Origin of the sequence: Streptomyces sp. SirexAA-E (assembly GCF_000177195.2) — a bacterium.
In the GTDB taxonomy this organism is placed as follows: Bacteria; Actinomycetota; Actinomycetes; order Streptomycetales; family Streptomycetaceae; genus Streptomyces; species Streptomyces flavovirens.
This window is the reverse complement of sequence record NC_015953.1, coordinates 6,750,634-6,764,880: the sequence shown is the minus strand read 5'-3', so window position 1 is coordinate 6,764,880 and position 14,247 is coordinate 6,750,634. Positions and strand designations below refer to the sequence as shown.

Genomic DNA, 14,247 nt, shown 5'->3' with positions numbered 1-14,247 from the left:
GACGGGCGGCCGCCGTACCTCTCAGACGTCCGCCACCAGGTCGCCGCTCTCGGCGGCGCGGGGAAGCGGCACGTGCACCGGCGGCCAGTGGCCCCAGCCGGCGGCGGGCTCCTCGGCGACGGCGCGCCACCACGGCTCGACCGGCCGGGGGTCCGCGGGCTCGAAGGGCTCGCCCGGCCGGGGGGCCGCCATCGTCGCTCCGACGGCCTCCATGGCCCGCATGGACCATTCGGCGGGCTCGGCCCACGGGTGGAGGGCGAGATTGAAGGTGCCCCAGTGGATCGGCAGCATGACGCCCGCGGCCGGATCGCCGCCCTGGAGGTCGAGGTGCGCCAGGACCCCCTCGTCCGGACTCATGTGGATGTCGGGCCAGGCACCCGGATCGGGTTTGCCGTGCATCCGGTCCTGAGGCCAGTTGGTCGAGTACGCGCCGATCTGGATCATCGTCGCGTCGAACGGGCCGTGCTCCGCCCCGATCTCCCGGAAGCCGGAGAAGTAGCCGGTGTCGCCGCTGTGGTAGACACGGTGCTCCGGCCCGGCGGCGACCCAGGACGCCCAGAGGGTGTGCTGCTGGTTGCGCAGGGCGCGTCCGCAGAAGTGGCGGGCCGGGGTGGCGGTCAGGGTGATCCCGGCGATGTGCGCGGTCTCGTTCCAGTCGAGCTCGTGGATCCGGTCGGGCGCGACCCCCCAGTGCTCCAGATGGGCACCGATCCCGAGCGGCACCGCGAAGACCGTGCCGGTGCCCGCCAGGGCCTTGACCGTGGGCAGGTCGAGGTGGTCGTAGTGGTCGTGCGAGATGACGACGACATCGACGGAACCGAGCGCGGCCAGCGGTAGGGGCACGGGGTGCAGGCGTTTGGGCCCGGCGAAGGGGAACGGCGAACAGCGCTCGCCCCACACCGGGTCGAACAGCACCCGGGCGCCGTCGATCTCGGCGAGCACGCTGGAGTGACCGAGCCACGTCAGCCGCAGGCCCGTGGCGGGCGGCTCGGCCAGGTCGGCCACGGTGGTGGCGTGGACCGGCACGACTCCGGTCGGTGCCCTGCGGGCCCTTTCCTCCTTGCGGAAATAGGCCCTGGCGAAGTCGAGCATCGAGCCGGACGGGACGGTCCGTGCTTCTTCCGGGTTCTGGAAGACCCCGTCGGCGAAGTGGGGCGAATTGCGGATGCGCTCCATCCGCGCGCCCGCCGGATCGGCACCGAAGGCCGCGGGGCGGATCGAACGGAGTCTCGCACGGAGGGAAGGCTGTTTGTCGGCGCCGGTCACAGCAGCTCCTGGGTGGGTCGGTGTCGGTCGGTCGTGGGGGGTGCGGGGCACATCGGGGTGGCGGAGCCTGACCCGCCCCCGTACGGCCCCGGGTCAGGCACGCGGCTGACCGTACACATGCTCGATCCGCAGGGTGAGGAGGACCCTGCGGTCCCGCACCATCGCCCGACGGTAGTCGTCCCAGTCAGGGTGCTCGCCCTGCACGTCCCGGTAGAGCGTGATCAGCCGCTCCACCGTGTCGTCATGGAGGTCGGCGGCAGGAGGGGAGAGCTCGGCGGTGGCGTCCGCCGCGGTCCACGCCCAGCGGTCGTCGCTGGTCACGTGGTAGGTCGCGCGGGGGTCCCGGCGGAGGTTCCGGGTCTTGGCCCTGTCCTCGGTGATCGACACCCGGATCACCCCTTCGTCGGGGTAGTAGGCGTGGTTCACGTTGGAGAGCTGCGGTCTGCCGTCGCGTTTGAGGGTGACGAGCACACCTCCGTCGTGTTCGCCGATGAGGCGGAGCAGTGCTTCACGTCCGGGTTCGTTGTCGGTCATGCCGACTCCAACGTCCGTGCAGGCCACAGGATTCCGCGTCCGGGGGTCCGGATGGCGTCCGGGCCGCAGCGGATGGGCGGCCGATGATCGTACCGGCCCATTGGTTAGGGTGGCCGGGTGGCAAGAGTCCGGCTGAGCGTGGCGGAGCGGCGCGAGGAGCTCCTGCGCGCTGCCGTCGAACAGATCGAGGTGCGGGGCGTCTCCTCGGTGCGGATCGCCGACGTCGCCTCCGTCCTCGGCGTGAGCAACGCCCTGGTGCTCTACCACTTCTCGACCAAGGAGAAGCTGGTGGCCGCCGCCTTCGCCTACGCGGCCGAGGCCGACCTCGCCCACCTGCGCAGGCTGCTGGCCCGCCGCACCAGCGCGCTGCGACGGCTGCGGGCCGCTGTCCGCTGGTACGCCCCGACCGGTCAGGCCAAGGGCTGGAGGCTGTGGATCGAGGGCTGGGCCGCCTCGCTGCGCGACCCCGCGCTGCGGGAGGTGGCGGGCGACCTCGACCAGCAGTGGAAGGCCGAGCTGGCCGAGGTCATCGAAGAGGGCGCGGCGGCCGGTGAGTTCCTCTGTGACGACCCGGTGTCCGTGGCCTGGCGGCTGACCGCTCTGCTGGACGGCCTGGCCGTGCAGATGACGTCGTACGCGGGTCCGCTCTCGCAGGCCACCATGCTGCGGTGGACCGACGAGGCGCTCGCCCGCGAACTCGGCATCGAGCGCACGGCTCTGACGGCTGACACCCTGCCCGGCCGGTCGGCCTGACACCCCGGCCAGCCGGCGGCGGTGCGTGCCCGGTCCTTCGGCCCGCGGTCGGGCGGCCCCCTCCCCGCACCGGCGCTCCCGGCTGCACCGCCCGCTCCGCGTCCCCCGGGTGCCGGCCACCGCCGACCGGGTCGGCCCTCAGGTCTGACGCAGCGGCGCGTAGGCCTGACCGTCGAGGCCGAACGTCCAGGCGACACCCTCCTTCGCCGTCATCGTCGCGGGCGGCACCCGCAGCCAGTACGTGCGGTGGCTGCCGTCGGGCTCCGGCGTCGAGTTGACCACTTCGACCATGACGACGTCCTCGTCGCCCTCCAGCGCGATCCGCCAGAGGATGCCGGTCTCGTCCCGGTGCACCGGCTCGGCGCCCGATTCGGCGAGGTAGCGGTCGTAGCCGTAGTACTCCAGCATCACGCGCCGCAGTTCGGCGTTCTCCTCGGCACGTATCCGCTCGGGAGTGAGGCTCGCCAGCCCGTCGAGGAATTCCGCCGCTACGGGCATCCCGCGCCAGGCGTGCAGCGCGAAGCCGTCGCGGTAGGCGAGCGCGGGGCCGTCTCCCCGGTCGAGCCGTCCCGCCTCGTCGCGATGGAGGGCGACGGGCCGTTCGCTGATCACCACGGTCCGCTCGTAGGGCCACCACCAGCCGGCGTGCCTGGCGACCTCCGCCAGGCCGGCCAGCCGGTCGCCGCGGCCGTCGAAGGCGGCGAGCCAGGCCGCGTCGTGCTGGCCGAGCACCGCGTCGAGCAGCACGAGCCGTACGTCGGACTCGTCCTCGGGCGCGTGGGCGAGTTCCGCGACGACCCCCGTCCGTATGCGCTCGGCCAGAGCGGCCGTGGTCTCCCACAGCTGGGCCCCGGTCGCGGACCACAGGGCGGACCAGCCGGCCGGGCCCAGTTCGTCGTACATCCGGCGTCGCTCCTCGGCCCAGGGCCGGGTGCGGACCTCCTCGCGCACCGAGCGTCCCGCGTCGGTCAGCTTCTCCACCGCCTCGACGGCCGCCGGCGGCGAGTCCGCCCAGATGATCTGCTCCGGTTCGGCGAGCCCGGCGGCGCGATAGGCCAACCGCACCCCTTCCTCGGCCGCGCCCCGGTCCGCCGGGCCCGTCGCCGCCGCCACGGCCCGCCAGTCCTTCACGTACTGCATCGTTCCCGTCCCCATTCGCTCTCTGCCGACCACACATCACCCGCACGGCACGTCGCCCTGCCGGCGCCCCGCCGTGTCACCTCGTCCGTCCGCTCCGGTCAGTCGGCGACGACGCGCACGGCGCCCGGCGCGTACTCCCGCTGCCGCACCACGCGGAACCAGCCCTTGGGAAGGGGTATGACGGCATGCTCCTCGTGCACGACGCGGCCGCCCTCGGGGAGATGGAGCAGCATCGGCCCGAACGGACCGGCCTCACGCAGGAGCCGGCCGGGTCCCTGCACCGCGTGCGCGTGCCCGGTGACCTCGCCGAGCGCGAGGACCAACCTCCCCCGTCCGTCGCGCAGTTCGCCCGGAGCCTCCAGGAGCTGGGACGGCACCGCCGACTCCTCCAGAGGCATGATCAGCACATCTCCCTGCCGGTACACAGACGTCTCCCCTCCACGGCGGCACCCGCTGTGCCGACCACGCTCCGAACGCTACGACGGGGGTCTGACAACGGCCCCCGGCCGAGGCCCGATCCCGGTCCGTACGCCGCTCGGACCGCTGCGGGGTGCGGTGGGACCGGCCCGGCCACGGCGTTGTCAGTGGGGCTTGATAAACCTGGCCGCACATCAATCGTCTGCATTGTCAGGAGCTCAGTGCCATGTCCGGTGTGGAACACCTGCACGAGTTGCTCGGCCTCCCGGCCGTCGACTTCGACTCCGGGGCCGAGAAGCCCTCGTGGCCGGCCGCCGGAGACGCCGCGTGGCGCATTCGCGTCGACCCGTACGACGACGAGCGCGACCGATCCTGGGAAGAGGAGTTCGCGGAATTCCTGGACACCGTCGACCCCGCCGGGGTCCGTGCGCTGATCATCGGACAGTGGGGGGAGTCGTACGAGGAGGACTCCTCGTACCCCATCGGACTGCTGACGGCGGCGGCCGGCCGGTTCACGTCGCTGGAGGCCGTGTTCGTCGGCGATCTGGAGATGGAGGAGGCCGAGATCTCCTGGATCCAGCAGTCGGACGTGACCGCGCTGCTGACCGCGTTCCCGGGTCTGGTCGAGCTGGGTGTGCGGGGCGGCAGCGAGCTGGTGTTCCCGCCGCTGAAGCACGCGTCGTTGCGGTCGCTGGTCATCGAGAGCGGCGGCCTCCCGGCGCAGGTGGTGCGCGGGGTGCTGGACAGCGAACTGCCCGCGCTGGAGCGCCTGGACCTCTGGCTGGGCGTCTCCGCGTACGGCGGCGACGCGACGTTGCACGACCTCGCGCCCTTGCTGTCCGGCACCCGTTTCCCCCGGCTGCACCACCTCGGCCTGTGCAACAGCGAGCTGGCGAACGAGATCGCGGCCGCCGTCGCCTCCGCGCCGGTCGTGGCCCGGCTGCGGACGCTGGACCTCTCGTCCGGCACCCTCGGCGACGAGGGTGCGGCCGCACTGCTGGAGGGCCAGCCGCTCACGCATCTGACGACGCTGGACCTGCACCACCACTTCCTGACCCCACCGGTGGAGCGCCGGGTCACCGAGGCCCTGGAACCGCACGGCGTGCGGGTCGACCTTTCCGAGCGCTGCGAACCCTGGGACGACCGAGGGGCCGCGGGGCGCTACACCACGGTTGCGGAGTGACGCGGCGATGACCGAGAACGAACACCTCGACACGGATCACCCCGAGTCGTTCCACGGCCTGCGGGTCCACACCCTGCCGCCGCCGGACGACGCGGAGCTCAAGGACCTCCCCGAGCCCGACGCGGTCGCCTGGCGGCTGGAGTCCGGCTGGGAGCGGCCCCCGTTCCCTGAGATGTGGCGGCATTTCCTGGACACGGTGGACCCCGCCCGGGTGCGTGCCCTGCTGATCGGGCCCTGGTGGGAGGACGAGTACGGCCCTCTCGCCCCCGCGCTGGAGCTGATCACCTCCGACGCCGACCGGTTCCCCGCGCTGCGCGGCCTGTTCCTCGCCGATGTGACCGGTGAGGAGTGCGAGGTCTCCTGGCTGCGGATGTGTGACGTCACCCCGGCGCTGGAGGCGTATCCGTTGCTGGAGGAGCTGGTCGTACGGGGTGGCGGTGCCAACGGGCCGCAGGAGGATCTGCGGCTGCGGCCGGTCACCCACCGGTCGTTGAGAGCGCTGCGGTTCGAGTCGGGCGGACTGCCCGGCGAGGTCGTACGCGCGCTCGCCGCGTCCGAACTGCCCGCACTGGAGCGGCTGGAGCTGTGGTTCGGCAGCCAGTGGTACGGGGGTGACGCCACCGTCGAGGACATGCGCCCCCTGCTCTCCGGCGGCGCTCTCCCCCGTTTGCGCCATCTCGGCCTCCAGAACAGCGAGATACAGGACGAGATCGCCGCGGCGGTCGCCTCCGCCCCCGTCGTGGCCCGGCTGGAGTCGCTGGCGCTGTCGATGGGCACGCTCAGCGACACGGGCGCCCGCGCCCTGCTCGAAGGCCAGCCGCTCACGCATCTGTCCCGGCTGGACCTGCACCACCACTACATCGGTGAGCCCCTGGCGGAGCGCATCCGCGAGGTCTGCGCCCGGGCCGGCGTCCATGTCGACCTCGACGAGGCGGACGACGACTGGGACCCCGAGGACGACGAGCGTTATGTCGTTGTCAGCGAATAGCACGGGGCCGCGCCTCGCGGTCGTCGGCAACCCCGGCAACCGCAGGGTCGCCCTCTTCCAGGACGCGGTGCGTGCCGCCGGGCTGCCGCCGGCACGCACCGTGTCCTGGCGTCAGGTGCTGCGGGGCGAGGCGGCCTTCCTGCCCGGGGAGCGGGTCCGGATCGACTCGCCCGGCGAGGACGCCGAGATCGAACGGCTGCTGCGCGGAGTGGACGACCCGACCCGCGTCGAGGGCTCGGCCCTCTGGTACGCCCGATTCACCTCCGCCGTACGGGAGGTGGCGCGGACGGCCGCCGAGGCGGGGGCGGTCCTGCTGGACGGCCCGCGGGACATCGAGGTGCTCTTCGACAAGCGCCTGTGCCACGGTGTCCTGGGCGCCGCCGGGGTGCGCGTCCCGGACTCGCCGACCTCCGGTCCTGCCGCACCGGCGGTGCGGGACTGGGCGGACGTGCGCGGGCTGATGTCGGATCACCGGATGCCGAGGGCGTTCGTGAAGCTCGCCCACGGCTCGTCGGCGTCCGGGGTGCTGGCCGTCGAGACGGCCGGTCCCGGCCGTGTGCGGGCGATGACGTCCGTGGAGCGGGACGCGGCGGGCCGTCTCTTCAACTCGCTGCGGGTGCGCAGGTGTACGACCGAGCGCGAGGTGGCGGCGGTCGTCGACACCCTGGCACCGGACGGCCTGCACGTCGAGCGCTGGCTTCCGAAGGCCTCGGTGCACGGCGGCCGGGTCGCCGACCTCCGAGTGGTCGTGGTCGCGGGCCGGGCCACGCACGCCGTCGTGCGGACCAGTCGCTCCCCCATGACCAATCTGCACCTGGGCGGGGCGCGCGGCGATCTCGACGAGGTGCGGGCCGCGGTCGGGGCGGCGGGCGGCAGCTGGGAGGAGGCGCTCGCCCTGTGCGAGCAGGCGGCCTCGTGTTTCCCGGACACCTCGTGCGTGGGTGTCGATCTGCTCCCGGCCACCGGCTGGCGGCGTTTCGCCGTCGGGGAGGTCAACGCCTTCGGGGACCTTCTGCCGCGTCTGACCGGGCTGCCGGGCAGCGGTGCGGAGGGGCTCGACACCTATGCGGCCCAGGTCGCCGCCGTCCTGCGGTCCGAGACCGAACAGGCCGGCCGGCCGCGGCCGGACGCGATGGACCGGCCCCCGAGAACACGACAGGCAAGGAACCCCCGTGTCACCCCTCTCCCCTGACCCCGCCCGCGTCCAGGACGCCCGCGACCCCGACATGAACACGGTGGTGGGCAGCGACGACCTGCTGCTGGTCACCCTGGACACCCTGCGCTTCGACGTCGCCGAAGAGCTCGCCGCCGCCGGCCGCATCCCGAACCTCGTCCGTCATCTGCCGGGCGGCGTCTGGGAGAAGAGGCACGCCCCGGGCAGCTTCACCTACGCCTCCCATCAGGCGATGTTCGCGGGTTTCCTGCCGACACCGGCCTCTCCCGGCCCGCATCCGCGGCTGTTCGCCGCGCGTTTCGCGGGCAGCGAGTCCACTGCGGACGGCACGTTCGTCCACGACACCGCCGACCTGCCCTCCGGTCTCGCCGGTGCCGGCTACCGCACGGTGTGCGTCGGCGGTGTCGGTTTCTTCAACCGCCGCCCTCCGCTCGGCTCGGTGCTGCCCGCGCTGTTCCAGGAGAGCCACTGGGAACCGGAGTTCGGGGTCGCCTCCCCCACCTCCTTCGAGGAGCAGGTGGCCTGCGCCGAGCGGGTCGTGGCCCGGCTGCCGCCCGAGCAGCGGCTGTTCCTCTTCGTCAACGTGTCGGCCCTGCACCAGCCCAACTGGTTCCACCTGCCGGGCGCCACGGCCGACGCGGGCGACTCCAGGCAGACCCACGCCGCCGCCCTGGAGTACGTGGACCGGCACATCGGGCGCCTCTTCGCCGCGATGAGCAGCCGCCGCAGGTGTTTCGCGATCGTCTGCTCCGACCACGGCACGGCGTACGGGGACGACGGCTACACCGGTCACCGGCTGGGCCACGAGGCCGTCTGGACCGTGCCGTACGCCCAATTCTTCCTCGATCCGGAGGCATCTCGATGACCAGCACCAGGCCGTACCAGAGCTATGTCTACGCCTATCCGCACAAGACGGCCTACCGCCCGCTCGGTGAGCACCCCGCCGGGCGGCCGCCGCTGAGCGAGCTGTGGGCGGACGAGCCCAAGGACGCGCTCTCCCTCTACCTGCACATACCGTTCTGCGAGGTCCGCTGCGGATTCTGCAACCTGTTCACCCGGATCGGGGCGCCGGACGAGCTGACCACGCGTTACCTCGACGCCCTGGACCGGCAGGCCACGGCGGTCCGGGACGCGCTGGGCGACGAGGAACCGGTGCGTTTCGCCGCCGCCGCGTTCGGCGGCGGCACCCCCACCTTCCTGACCGCCGGTGAGCTGGAGCGGCTCTGCGACATCACGGAGAAGCGCATGGGCGCCGATCTGCGGGCCGTCCCCCTGTCGGTGGAGACCTCCCCCTCGACCGCGACCGCGGACCGGCTGGCGGTGCTCGCCGACCGGGGCGCGACCCGCGTCAGCATCGGTGTCCAGAGCTTCGTCGACGCCGAGGCCCGGGCCGCAGTCCGTCCGCAGCACCGCTCCGAGGTGGAGGACGCCTTGGGCCGGATCCGCGACGCCCGGATCCCCGTCCTCAACATCGACCTGATCTACGGCATCGACGGGCAGACCGAGGAGAGCTGGCGCTTCTCGCTGGACGCCGCCCTGGCCTGGCGCCCGGAGGAGCTCTACCTCTACCCCCTGTACGTACGCCCGCTGACGGGCCTCGGCCGGCACCGGACCGCCGCCGACGCCCCGGACCACGCCTGGGACGAACAGCGGCTGCGGCTGTACCGGGCGGGCCGCGACCACCTCCTGGCCCACGGCTACGAGCAGGTGTCGATGCGCATGTTCCGCCGCGCCGGCGTCCCGCAGGCGGGCCCCGAGGACTACGCCTGCCAGACCGACGGCATGATCGGCCTGGGCTGCGGTGCCCGCTCGTACACCTCCTCGCTGCACTACTCCTTCGACTACGCGGTGGAGATGCGGGAGATCCGGGGCATCATCGACGGCTTCACCGCCACCGAGGACTTCTCCCGGGCCGAGGTCGGACGGTACGTCACGGGCGACGAGGCACGCAGACGCCACCTGCTGCAGTCGCTGCTCCAGGCGGAGGGCCTGGTGTCGGCCGACTACCGCGAGCGGTTCGGTACCGACCCGCGGGCCGACTTCCCGTCCGAGCTGGACCGCTTCGCGGAGCGCGGCTGGCTGGACGGTTCGGCGGATCCCGGCCGGCTCCGGCTCTCGCCGGAGGGGCTGGCCCACTCCGACGCGCTGGGCCCGGAGCTGTTCTCCCCCGCCGTACGGGCCGCGATGGCCGCGTACGAGGCGAAGTGAGCCGCCCGATGAACACGGATCCGGCCTCCACGGCCCCGGCGGCCGCCATGACGGCCGCGCCCGGCACCGGCCTGACGGTCCTCTACCGCGGCCCGCTGGCCTCGTGCGACTACGACTGCCCCTACTGCCCGTTCGCCAAGCGCCGGGACAGCGGGGAGCAACTGCGCGCCGACCGCGCGGCCTTGGAGCGCTTCACCGCCTGGGCCGCCGCCCAGGAGGGCGAGCGGCTCTCGGTGCTGTTCACCCCGTGGGGCGAGGGCCTGGTGCGGTCCTGGTACCGGCGGGCGGTGGTCGAGCTGTCCCGGCTGCCGCACGTCGGCCGGGTCGCCGTCCAGACGAACCTCAGCTGTCGCACCGACTGGCTGGCCGGCGCCGACCGGGAGAAGGCCGCCCTCTGGTGCACCTACCACCCGGGGCAGACGCCGTACGAGCGGTTCCTGGGCCGGTGCCGGGAGCTGTCGGATCTGGGTGTGCGCTTCAGCGTCGGGGTGGTGGGTCTCGAGGCCCATCTGGAGGAGGCGAGGCGGCTCAGGGCCGCGCTGCCGTCCGAGGTGTATCTCTGGGTCAACGCGGCCGAGGGCCATACCTATACGGACGAGGAGGCGGACCTGTGGACCGCGCTGGATCCGCTGTTCCCCTACAGCAGGCATCCGCACGCGTCGGCCGGGCTGCCCTGCCGGACCGGCGAGTCGGTCATCTCGGTCGACGGTGACGGGACGGTGCGCCGCTGCCACTTCGTCCGGGCCGAGCTCGGCAATCTCTACGACGGCAGCTACCGGCGTTCACTGGGCCCGCGCGGCTGCCCGCTCGAGGTGTGCGACTGCCACATCGGCTATGTGCACCTGGAGTCCCTGCCGTTGTACGACGTCTTCGCCGGAGGCGTCCTGGAGCGGATACCCGCCCGCCCGGTACGGGCACCCGCGCCTAACGGGCTCGCCGGCGGGGCACCTCACCGGCGGCCACTCCCCCTCGTCACCGGCTGAGCACTCAGAGAGGCAGCAGGTCCGGCCGCTTGGCCGCGACATGGTCCCCGGAGGACTCGCCGCGCAGTCGCCGCCCGATCCACGGGACGAGGTACTCGCGCGCCCAGTGGATGTCGTCGCGCCGCACCTCGAGCGTGCCGCGCTGCGCCTGCGGCGGCCAGGCCTGGTCGGGGTCGGCCGGCACCTCGATACCGAGGACCTGGGCGGCCCGCAGCGCCACCCGGGTGTGCCCCTCGGGCGAGAGGTGCAGCCGGTCGCCGTCCCAGGCGCGCCGGTCCTGCACGGACCGCAGCGACCAGAGGTCCAGGACCGGGCAGTCGTACCGGTCGGCGATGGCCCGGACGTGGGCGGTGTACGTGGCGATCTTGCCGCGCAGATGCCGGAGCACCGGTACACCCCGGGTGTCGAATCCGGTGGTGACCATGACGGTGCCGACCGAACGCGTCAGGTCGGCCACCGCACGCTCGAAGCGTTCGGCCACGTCGTCGGGGTCGGTGCCGGGGCGGATGATGTCGTTGCCGCCCGCGCAGAAGCTCACCAGGTCCGGTGCCAGCTCCTTGGCGCGGGGGACCTGCTCCTCGACGATCTGGTCGAGGAGGCGTCCGCGTACGGCGAGATTGGCGTACCGGAAGTGGGTGTCGCCCGCGGGGCCGGTCGCCGCATCGAGGACGGGGAGCTGGTCCGCGAGGAGGACCGCGAACCGGTCCGCCCAGCCGACGAACGTCCCGTCGGGGCCAGGGTCTCCGACTCCCTCGGTGAAGCTGTCGCCTATCGCCGCGTACGACCCGATGATGCTGTGCTGTCTGTTTCTCGAATCGTCTGCCACGAGCACATATCTTGCACCTACGAATGTGACCTACGCGACCGTAATAAGGGGTTGACGGGTGGTGAGATAAACCACCCGGTCAGATTTTGGTAAAGCAGGAATAAGGAGAGGGGCGGTGCGCAGCCGCGCACCGCCCCTCTCCTTCGGGGGACCGTCGGGTCCGCCCGGTGCGTCAGATGGAGACGCCGTGCGAGCGCAGGTAGGCGATCGGGTCGACGTCCGAGCCGTAGCTCGGGCCGGTGCGGACCTCGAAGTGGAGGTGCGGGCCGGTCGAGTTGCCGGTGGAGCCGGAGAGGCCGATCTGCTCGCCGCCGGTGACGGTCTGGCCGGCCGAGACGCCGAGCGAGGACAGGTGGGCGTACTGGGAGTACATGCCGTCGCTGTGCTGGATGACGATCTCGTTGCCGTACGAACCGCTCCAGCCGGCCGAGACCACGGTGCCCGCTCCGATGGCCCGGACGCTGGTGCCGGAGGCGGCCTGGAAGTCGGAGCCGGTGTGGTAGCCGCTGGACCAGCTGGCACCGGAGGCGCGGTACTGGGTGGTGACGTTCGCGGCGGCCACCGGGGTGGTCCAGCCGGAGCTGTCGCCCTCGGAGGCGGACTCGGAGGTGTCGGCGGCGGTGTTCTGGGCCGGGGCCGAAGCCTTGGGAGCGGGCTCGGTCTCGGGAGCCTGCTCGGTCTTCGACGGGGCGGCCTCGGTCGGAGCGGCCTGGCCGGCCGCCTTCGCGCCGAGGGTGAGCTTCATGCCCGGGAAGATCAGGCTCGGGTTGTCGCCGACGACGTCCCGGTTGTCCTGGTACAGCTTCTGCCAGCCGCCCTTGACGTTCTGGTCGGCCGCGATCTTCGAGAGGTAGTCACCGGAGACCACGGAGTAGGTCTTCGGGGTGCTCGCCTTCTTGGCGACGGCAGCGGCGGGCGCGCTCTGCGCGGCGGCGGCCGCGGGCTTGGCGGCCGGGGCGGCCTGCTCCGCCGCGTGCGCGCCGGTGGCGCCGAGCAGCGGGAGGGCGAGGACGGCGCCGCCGGTCCCGGCGGCCAGGACGCCGCGGGCGATCGGACCGGACGTGGTACGGCGGTGCTTACCCTTTGCGGGCATGGGGAATTCCTCTCCGGCGCCTACGAGGTGAGCTGTCGGGTTCGGGCTGGAGATGCCCGGCCGCGCGGGACGCGACTTGACCCCGAGCCGTTCCGGATGTCTCCGGTCGGCGGCTTACCTGGTTCCCCCGCTCCTGCCACACGTGGGTCGATGCGGATTCCGGGCGGCGGCAGGATTAGGCGTTCCGTCCGGATTGACGGTGACCGTAAGCGAGCCGGAAGGCCGGGAACAAGCCGCCGACCACGGCGGGGAATGCACCGCTCGATTCCGTGCGGGAATTCCGGTCACACTCCGTGGATTACGGATCTTTGCATTCCGCACGGCATACGGAATGGCCGTCGGGATCTCCGCCACACACCGTCACGGATATGATCCCGCTCACCCGCTCCCGACCTTCCCTGCACATGCAGGGCATGTTCTGCTAAATGCACCAATACGGACACACGTCGCCGTCCGATCCGCCTGTCCGCCGATGCGGGCACCGGCCCCGGGACCGAACCGATTGCCCGATGAACCCATGTCGTATCGTCGCGAGCGTGCCCTCGTCGGCGAGCGGCGCCGACGCCAGACACCCCAGGAGTCCTTGTGACGCAGCTGCCAGAGGTTCCGTCGACCGACACCGAACTGACCGGTGTCCGTAACTTCCGCGACGTGGGCGGGCTCGCGACCGTCGACGGCCGCAGGGTGCGGTACGGGCGCCTCTACCGCAGCGGACACCTGGCCCATGCCACCGAATCCGACACCGCCTTCCTGGCCGGCCTCGGCCTGCACACGGTCTTCGACTTCCGCAACGCGGCCGACCACAAGCTCGACGGGTACGACGTGGAGCTGCCCGGCGTCCGCAACGTCAGCATCCCGCTCTCCGACCCGGCGGACGGCGCCGAGTTCTGGCGGCTCGTGCGGGACGGGAACATCCAGCAGCTGCGTTCGATCCTGGCGGGCGACAAGGGGACGGAACGCATGATCGCCTCCTACCGTTCGATCATCACGGACCGCACCGCCGAGCACAGCCGGGTCCTGCACGCGCTGGCCGAGGACAGCGTTCCGGCACTGATGCACTGCGCCGCGGGCAAGGACCGGGCCGGCCTGTCGATCGCCGTCACCCTGCTCGCCGTCGGTGTGGAGCGGGAGGCCGTCGAGGCGGACTACCTCAAGTCCAACGACGCGCACCGCCGGTACAAGGTGCGGCGTAGCGACACCTCGGCGGCGGGCATGTCGGACGAGGTCATGGAACTGCTCAACCCGCTCTTCGGCGCGCGCCCCGAGTACCTCGCCGCCGCGTTCGCCACGATCGAGGAGACCTGGGGCGGCACGGACCGCTATCTCGCCGAGGGGCTGGGGCTCGCCCCGGAGACCCGCGAGAAGCTGCGCGAGCGACTGGTCGAGGACGCCTGAGGCGCGGACCGGTCGCGCACCGGCCGGAGGTACCGGCGCGCCCGCCGTCCCCACCCCCTCCTGAGCGGTCAGCCCTTCCCGGCGACGGTGAACAGGAGGTAGAGGAAGGCGGCGATGAGGTGTCCGGCGACCAGGTAGGCGAAGAGCCGGATGACGACTCCGCGCGGCATCCGGCGCTCCTGCGTGTCCTTGCCGTCCGGACGGTACGGGGTGAGCGGGTCGTAGTTCTCTGAATCGGACATGACAGTCCTCTCTTCCGCCCGCAGGGGGCCGGAGGCTTCCGCCCG

General features: G+C 72.4%; 15 protein-coding genes and 1 riboswitch. Of the genes, 8 read left to right on the top strand and 7 right to left on the bottom strand.

Annotation, left to right across the window (positions count from 1 at the left end; translation table 11 throughout):
* Positions 1-21: 21 nt before the first annotated feature.
* Positions 22-1,266, bottom strand: coding sequence for an MBL fold metallo-hydrolase (locus SACTE_RS29505; RefSeq protein WP_014049678.1), 1,245 nt, complete (start codon positions 1,264-1,266; stop codon positions 22-24).
* 93 nt (positions 1,267-1,359) lie between these two features.
* Positions 1,360-1,800 carry a PPOX class F420-dependent oxidoreductase gene (locus tag SACTE_RS29500; protein WP_014049677.1) on the bottom strand — a complete coding sequence of 147 codons (441 nt, stop codon included), beginning with the start codon at positions 1,798-1,800 and terminating at the stop codon, positions 1,360-1,362.
* Positions 1,801-1,917: 117 nt separating this feature from the next.
* Here SACTE_RS29500 and SACTE_RS29495 point away from each other — a divergent pair, with 117 nt between their 5' ends.
* Complete coding sequence (locus SACTE_RS29495; protein WP_014049676.1) at positions 1,918-2,553, top strand: TetR/AcrR family transcriptional regulator; 636 nt, start codon at positions 1,918-1,920, stop codon at positions 2,551-2,553.
* Between the two features lie 138 nt (positions 2,554-2,691).
* Here SACTE_RS29495 and SACTE_RS29490 read toward each other — a convergent pair whose 3' ends face one another.
* Positions 2,692-3,693, bottom strand: coding sequence for a DUF6745 domain-containing protein (locus tag SACTE_RS29490; RefSeq protein ID WP_014049675.1), 1,002 nt, complete (start codon positions 3,691-3,693; stop codon positions 2,692-2,694).
* 98 nt (positions 3,694-3,791) lie between these two features.
* On the bottom strand, positions 3,792-4,118 hold the full coding sequence (locus SACTE_RS29485; protein ID WP_014049674.1) for a hypothetical protein: 327 nt from the start codon (positions 4,116-4,118) through the stop codon (positions 3,792-3,794).
* A 218-nt stretch (positions 4,119-4,336) separates the two neighbouring features.
* On the opposite strand from SACTE_RS29485, the gene SACTE_RS29480 reads away from it, so the two are divergent.
* The 6 genes from SACTE_RS29480 to SACTE_RS29455 are packed head-to-tail and all read left to right on the top strand — an operon-like array spanning position 4,337 to position 10,646.
* On the top strand, positions 4,337-5,293 hold the full coding sequence (locus SACTE_RS29480) for an STM4015 family protein (protein WP_014049673.1): 957 nt from the start codon (positions 4,337-4,339) through the stop codon (positions 5,291-5,293).
* 7 nt (positions 5,294-5,300) lie between these two features.
* A complete protein-coding gene (locus tag SACTE_RS29475) occupies positions 5,301-6,281 on the top strand; it encodes an STM4015 family protein (RefSeq protein ID WP_014049672.1) in 981 nt (326 codons plus the stop codon).
* Positions 6,262-7,473 (top strand): STM4014 family protein, encoded by a 1,212-nt coding sequence (locus SACTE_RS29470; protein WP_014049671.1) that lies wholly within the window; start codon positions 6,262-6,264, stop codon positions 7,471-7,473. The genes SACTE_RS29475 and SACTE_RS29470 overlap by 20 nt, the downstream gene beginning before the upstream one ends.
* 34 nt (positions 7,474-7,507) lie before the next feature.
* Positions 7,508-8,320 (top strand): STM4013/SEN3800 family hydrolase, encoded by an 813-nt coding sequence (locus SACTE_RS29465; protein WP_093565227.1) that lies wholly within the window; start codon positions 7,508-7,510, stop codon positions 8,318-8,320.
* The gene (locus SACTE_RS29460; RefSeq protein WP_014049669.1) at positions 8,317-9,663 is read left to right on the top strand and encodes an STM4012 family radical SAM protein; all 1,347 of its coding nucleotides are present in this window, start codon (positions 8,317-8,319) and stop codon (positions 9,661-9,663) included. Before SACTE_RS29465 ends, SACTE_RS29460 begins: the two co-directional genes overlap by 4 nt.
* Positions 9,664-9,710: 47 nt before the next feature.
* On the top strand, positions 9,711-10,646 hold the full coding sequence (locus tag SACTE_RS29455; protein ID WP_086021298.1) for an STM4011 family radical SAM protein: 936 nt from the start codon (positions 9,711-9,713) through the stop codon (positions 10,644-10,646).
* Between the two features lie 4 nt (positions 10,647-10,650).
* Here SACTE_RS29455 and SACTE_RS29450 read toward each other — a convergent pair whose 3' ends face one another.
* Positions 10,651-11,472 carry an SGNH/GDSL hydrolase family protein gene (locus tag SACTE_RS29450; RefSeq protein ID WP_026359111.1) on the bottom strand — a complete coding sequence of 274 codons (822 nt, stop codon included), beginning with the start codon at positions 11,470-11,472 and terminating at the stop codon, positions 10,651-10,653.
* Between the two features lie 172 nt (positions 11,473-11,644).
* The gene (locus tag SACTE_RS29445; protein ID WP_014049666.1) at positions 11,645-12,565 is read right to left on the bottom strand and encodes a M23 family metallopeptidase; all 921 of its coding nucleotides are present in this window, start codon (positions 12,563-12,565) and stop codon (positions 11,645-11,647) included.
* 4 nt (positions 12,566-12,569) lie between these two features.
* A riboswitch (cyclic di-AMP (ydaO/yuaA leader) is annotated at positions 12,570-12,741 on the bottom strand.
* A gap of 409 nt (positions 12,742-13,150) precedes the next feature.
* Here SACTE_RS29445 and SACTE_RS29440 point away from each other — a divergent pair.
* Positions 13,151-13,960, top strand: a complete 810-nt coding sequence (locus SACTE_RS29440) for a tyrosine-protein phosphatase (protein ID WP_014049665.1) — start codon at positions 13,151-13,153, stop codon at positions 13,958-13,960.
* Between the two features lie 68 nt (positions 13,961-14,028).
* Here the strand turns inward: SACTE_RS29440 and SACTE_RS34695 are convergent, their stop codons facing one another.
* Positions 14,029-14,202: a DUF6126 family protein gene (locus tag SACTE_RS34695; RefSeq protein ID WP_014049664.1), complete on the bottom strand. Its 174-nt coding sequence runs from the start codon at positions 14,200-14,202 to the stop codon at positions 14,029-14,031.
* Positions 14,203-14,247 lie beyond the last annotated feature (45 nt).

What these genes read in the sequence shown, in the direction of transcription:
- SACTE_RS34695 (WP_014049664.1), bottom strand. Translation starts at nt 14,202, where the DNA reads ATGTCCGATTCAGAGAACTACGACCCGCTCACCCCGTACCGTCCGGAC.
- SACTE_RS29475 (WP_014049672.1), top strand. Translation starts at nt 5,301, where the DNA reads ATGACCGAGAACGAACACCTCGACACGGATCACCCCGAGTCGTTCCAC.
- SACTE_RS29460 (WP_014049669.1), top strand. Translation starts at nt 8,317, where the DNA reads ATGACCAGCACCAGGCCGTACCAGAGCTATGTCTACGCCTATCCGCAC.
- SACTE_RS29480 (WP_014049673.1), top strand. Translation starts at nt 4,337, where the DNA reads ATGTCCGGTGTGGAACACCTGCACGAGTTGCTCGGCCTCCCGGCCGTC.
- SACTE_RS29470 (WP_014049671.1), top strand. Translation starts at nt 6,262, where the DNA reads ATGTCGTTGTCAGCGAATAGCACGGGGCCGCGCCTCGCGGTCGTCGGC.
- SACTE_RS29455 (WP_086021298.1), top strand. Translation starts at nt 9,711, where the DNA reads ATGACGGCCGCGCCCGGCACCGGCCTGACGGTCCTCTACCGCGGCCCG.
- SACTE_RS29465 (WP_093565227.1), top strand. Translation starts at nt 7,508, where the DNA reads ATGAACACGGTGGTGGGCAGCGACGACCTGCTGCTGGTCACCCTGGAC.
- SACTE_RS29490 (WP_014049675.1), bottom strand. Translation starts at nt 3,693, where the DNA reads ATGCAGTACGTGAAGGACTGGCGGGCCGTGGCGGCGGCGACGGGCCCG.
- SACTE_RS29445 (WP_014049666.1), bottom strand. Translation starts at nt 12,565, where the DNA reads ATGCCCGCAAAGGGTAAGCACCGCCGTACCACGTCCGGTCCGATCGCC.
- SACTE_RS29500 (WP_014049677.1), bottom strand. Translation starts at nt 1,800, where the DNA reads ATGACCGACAACGAACCCGGACGTGAAGCACTGCTCCGCCTCATCGGC.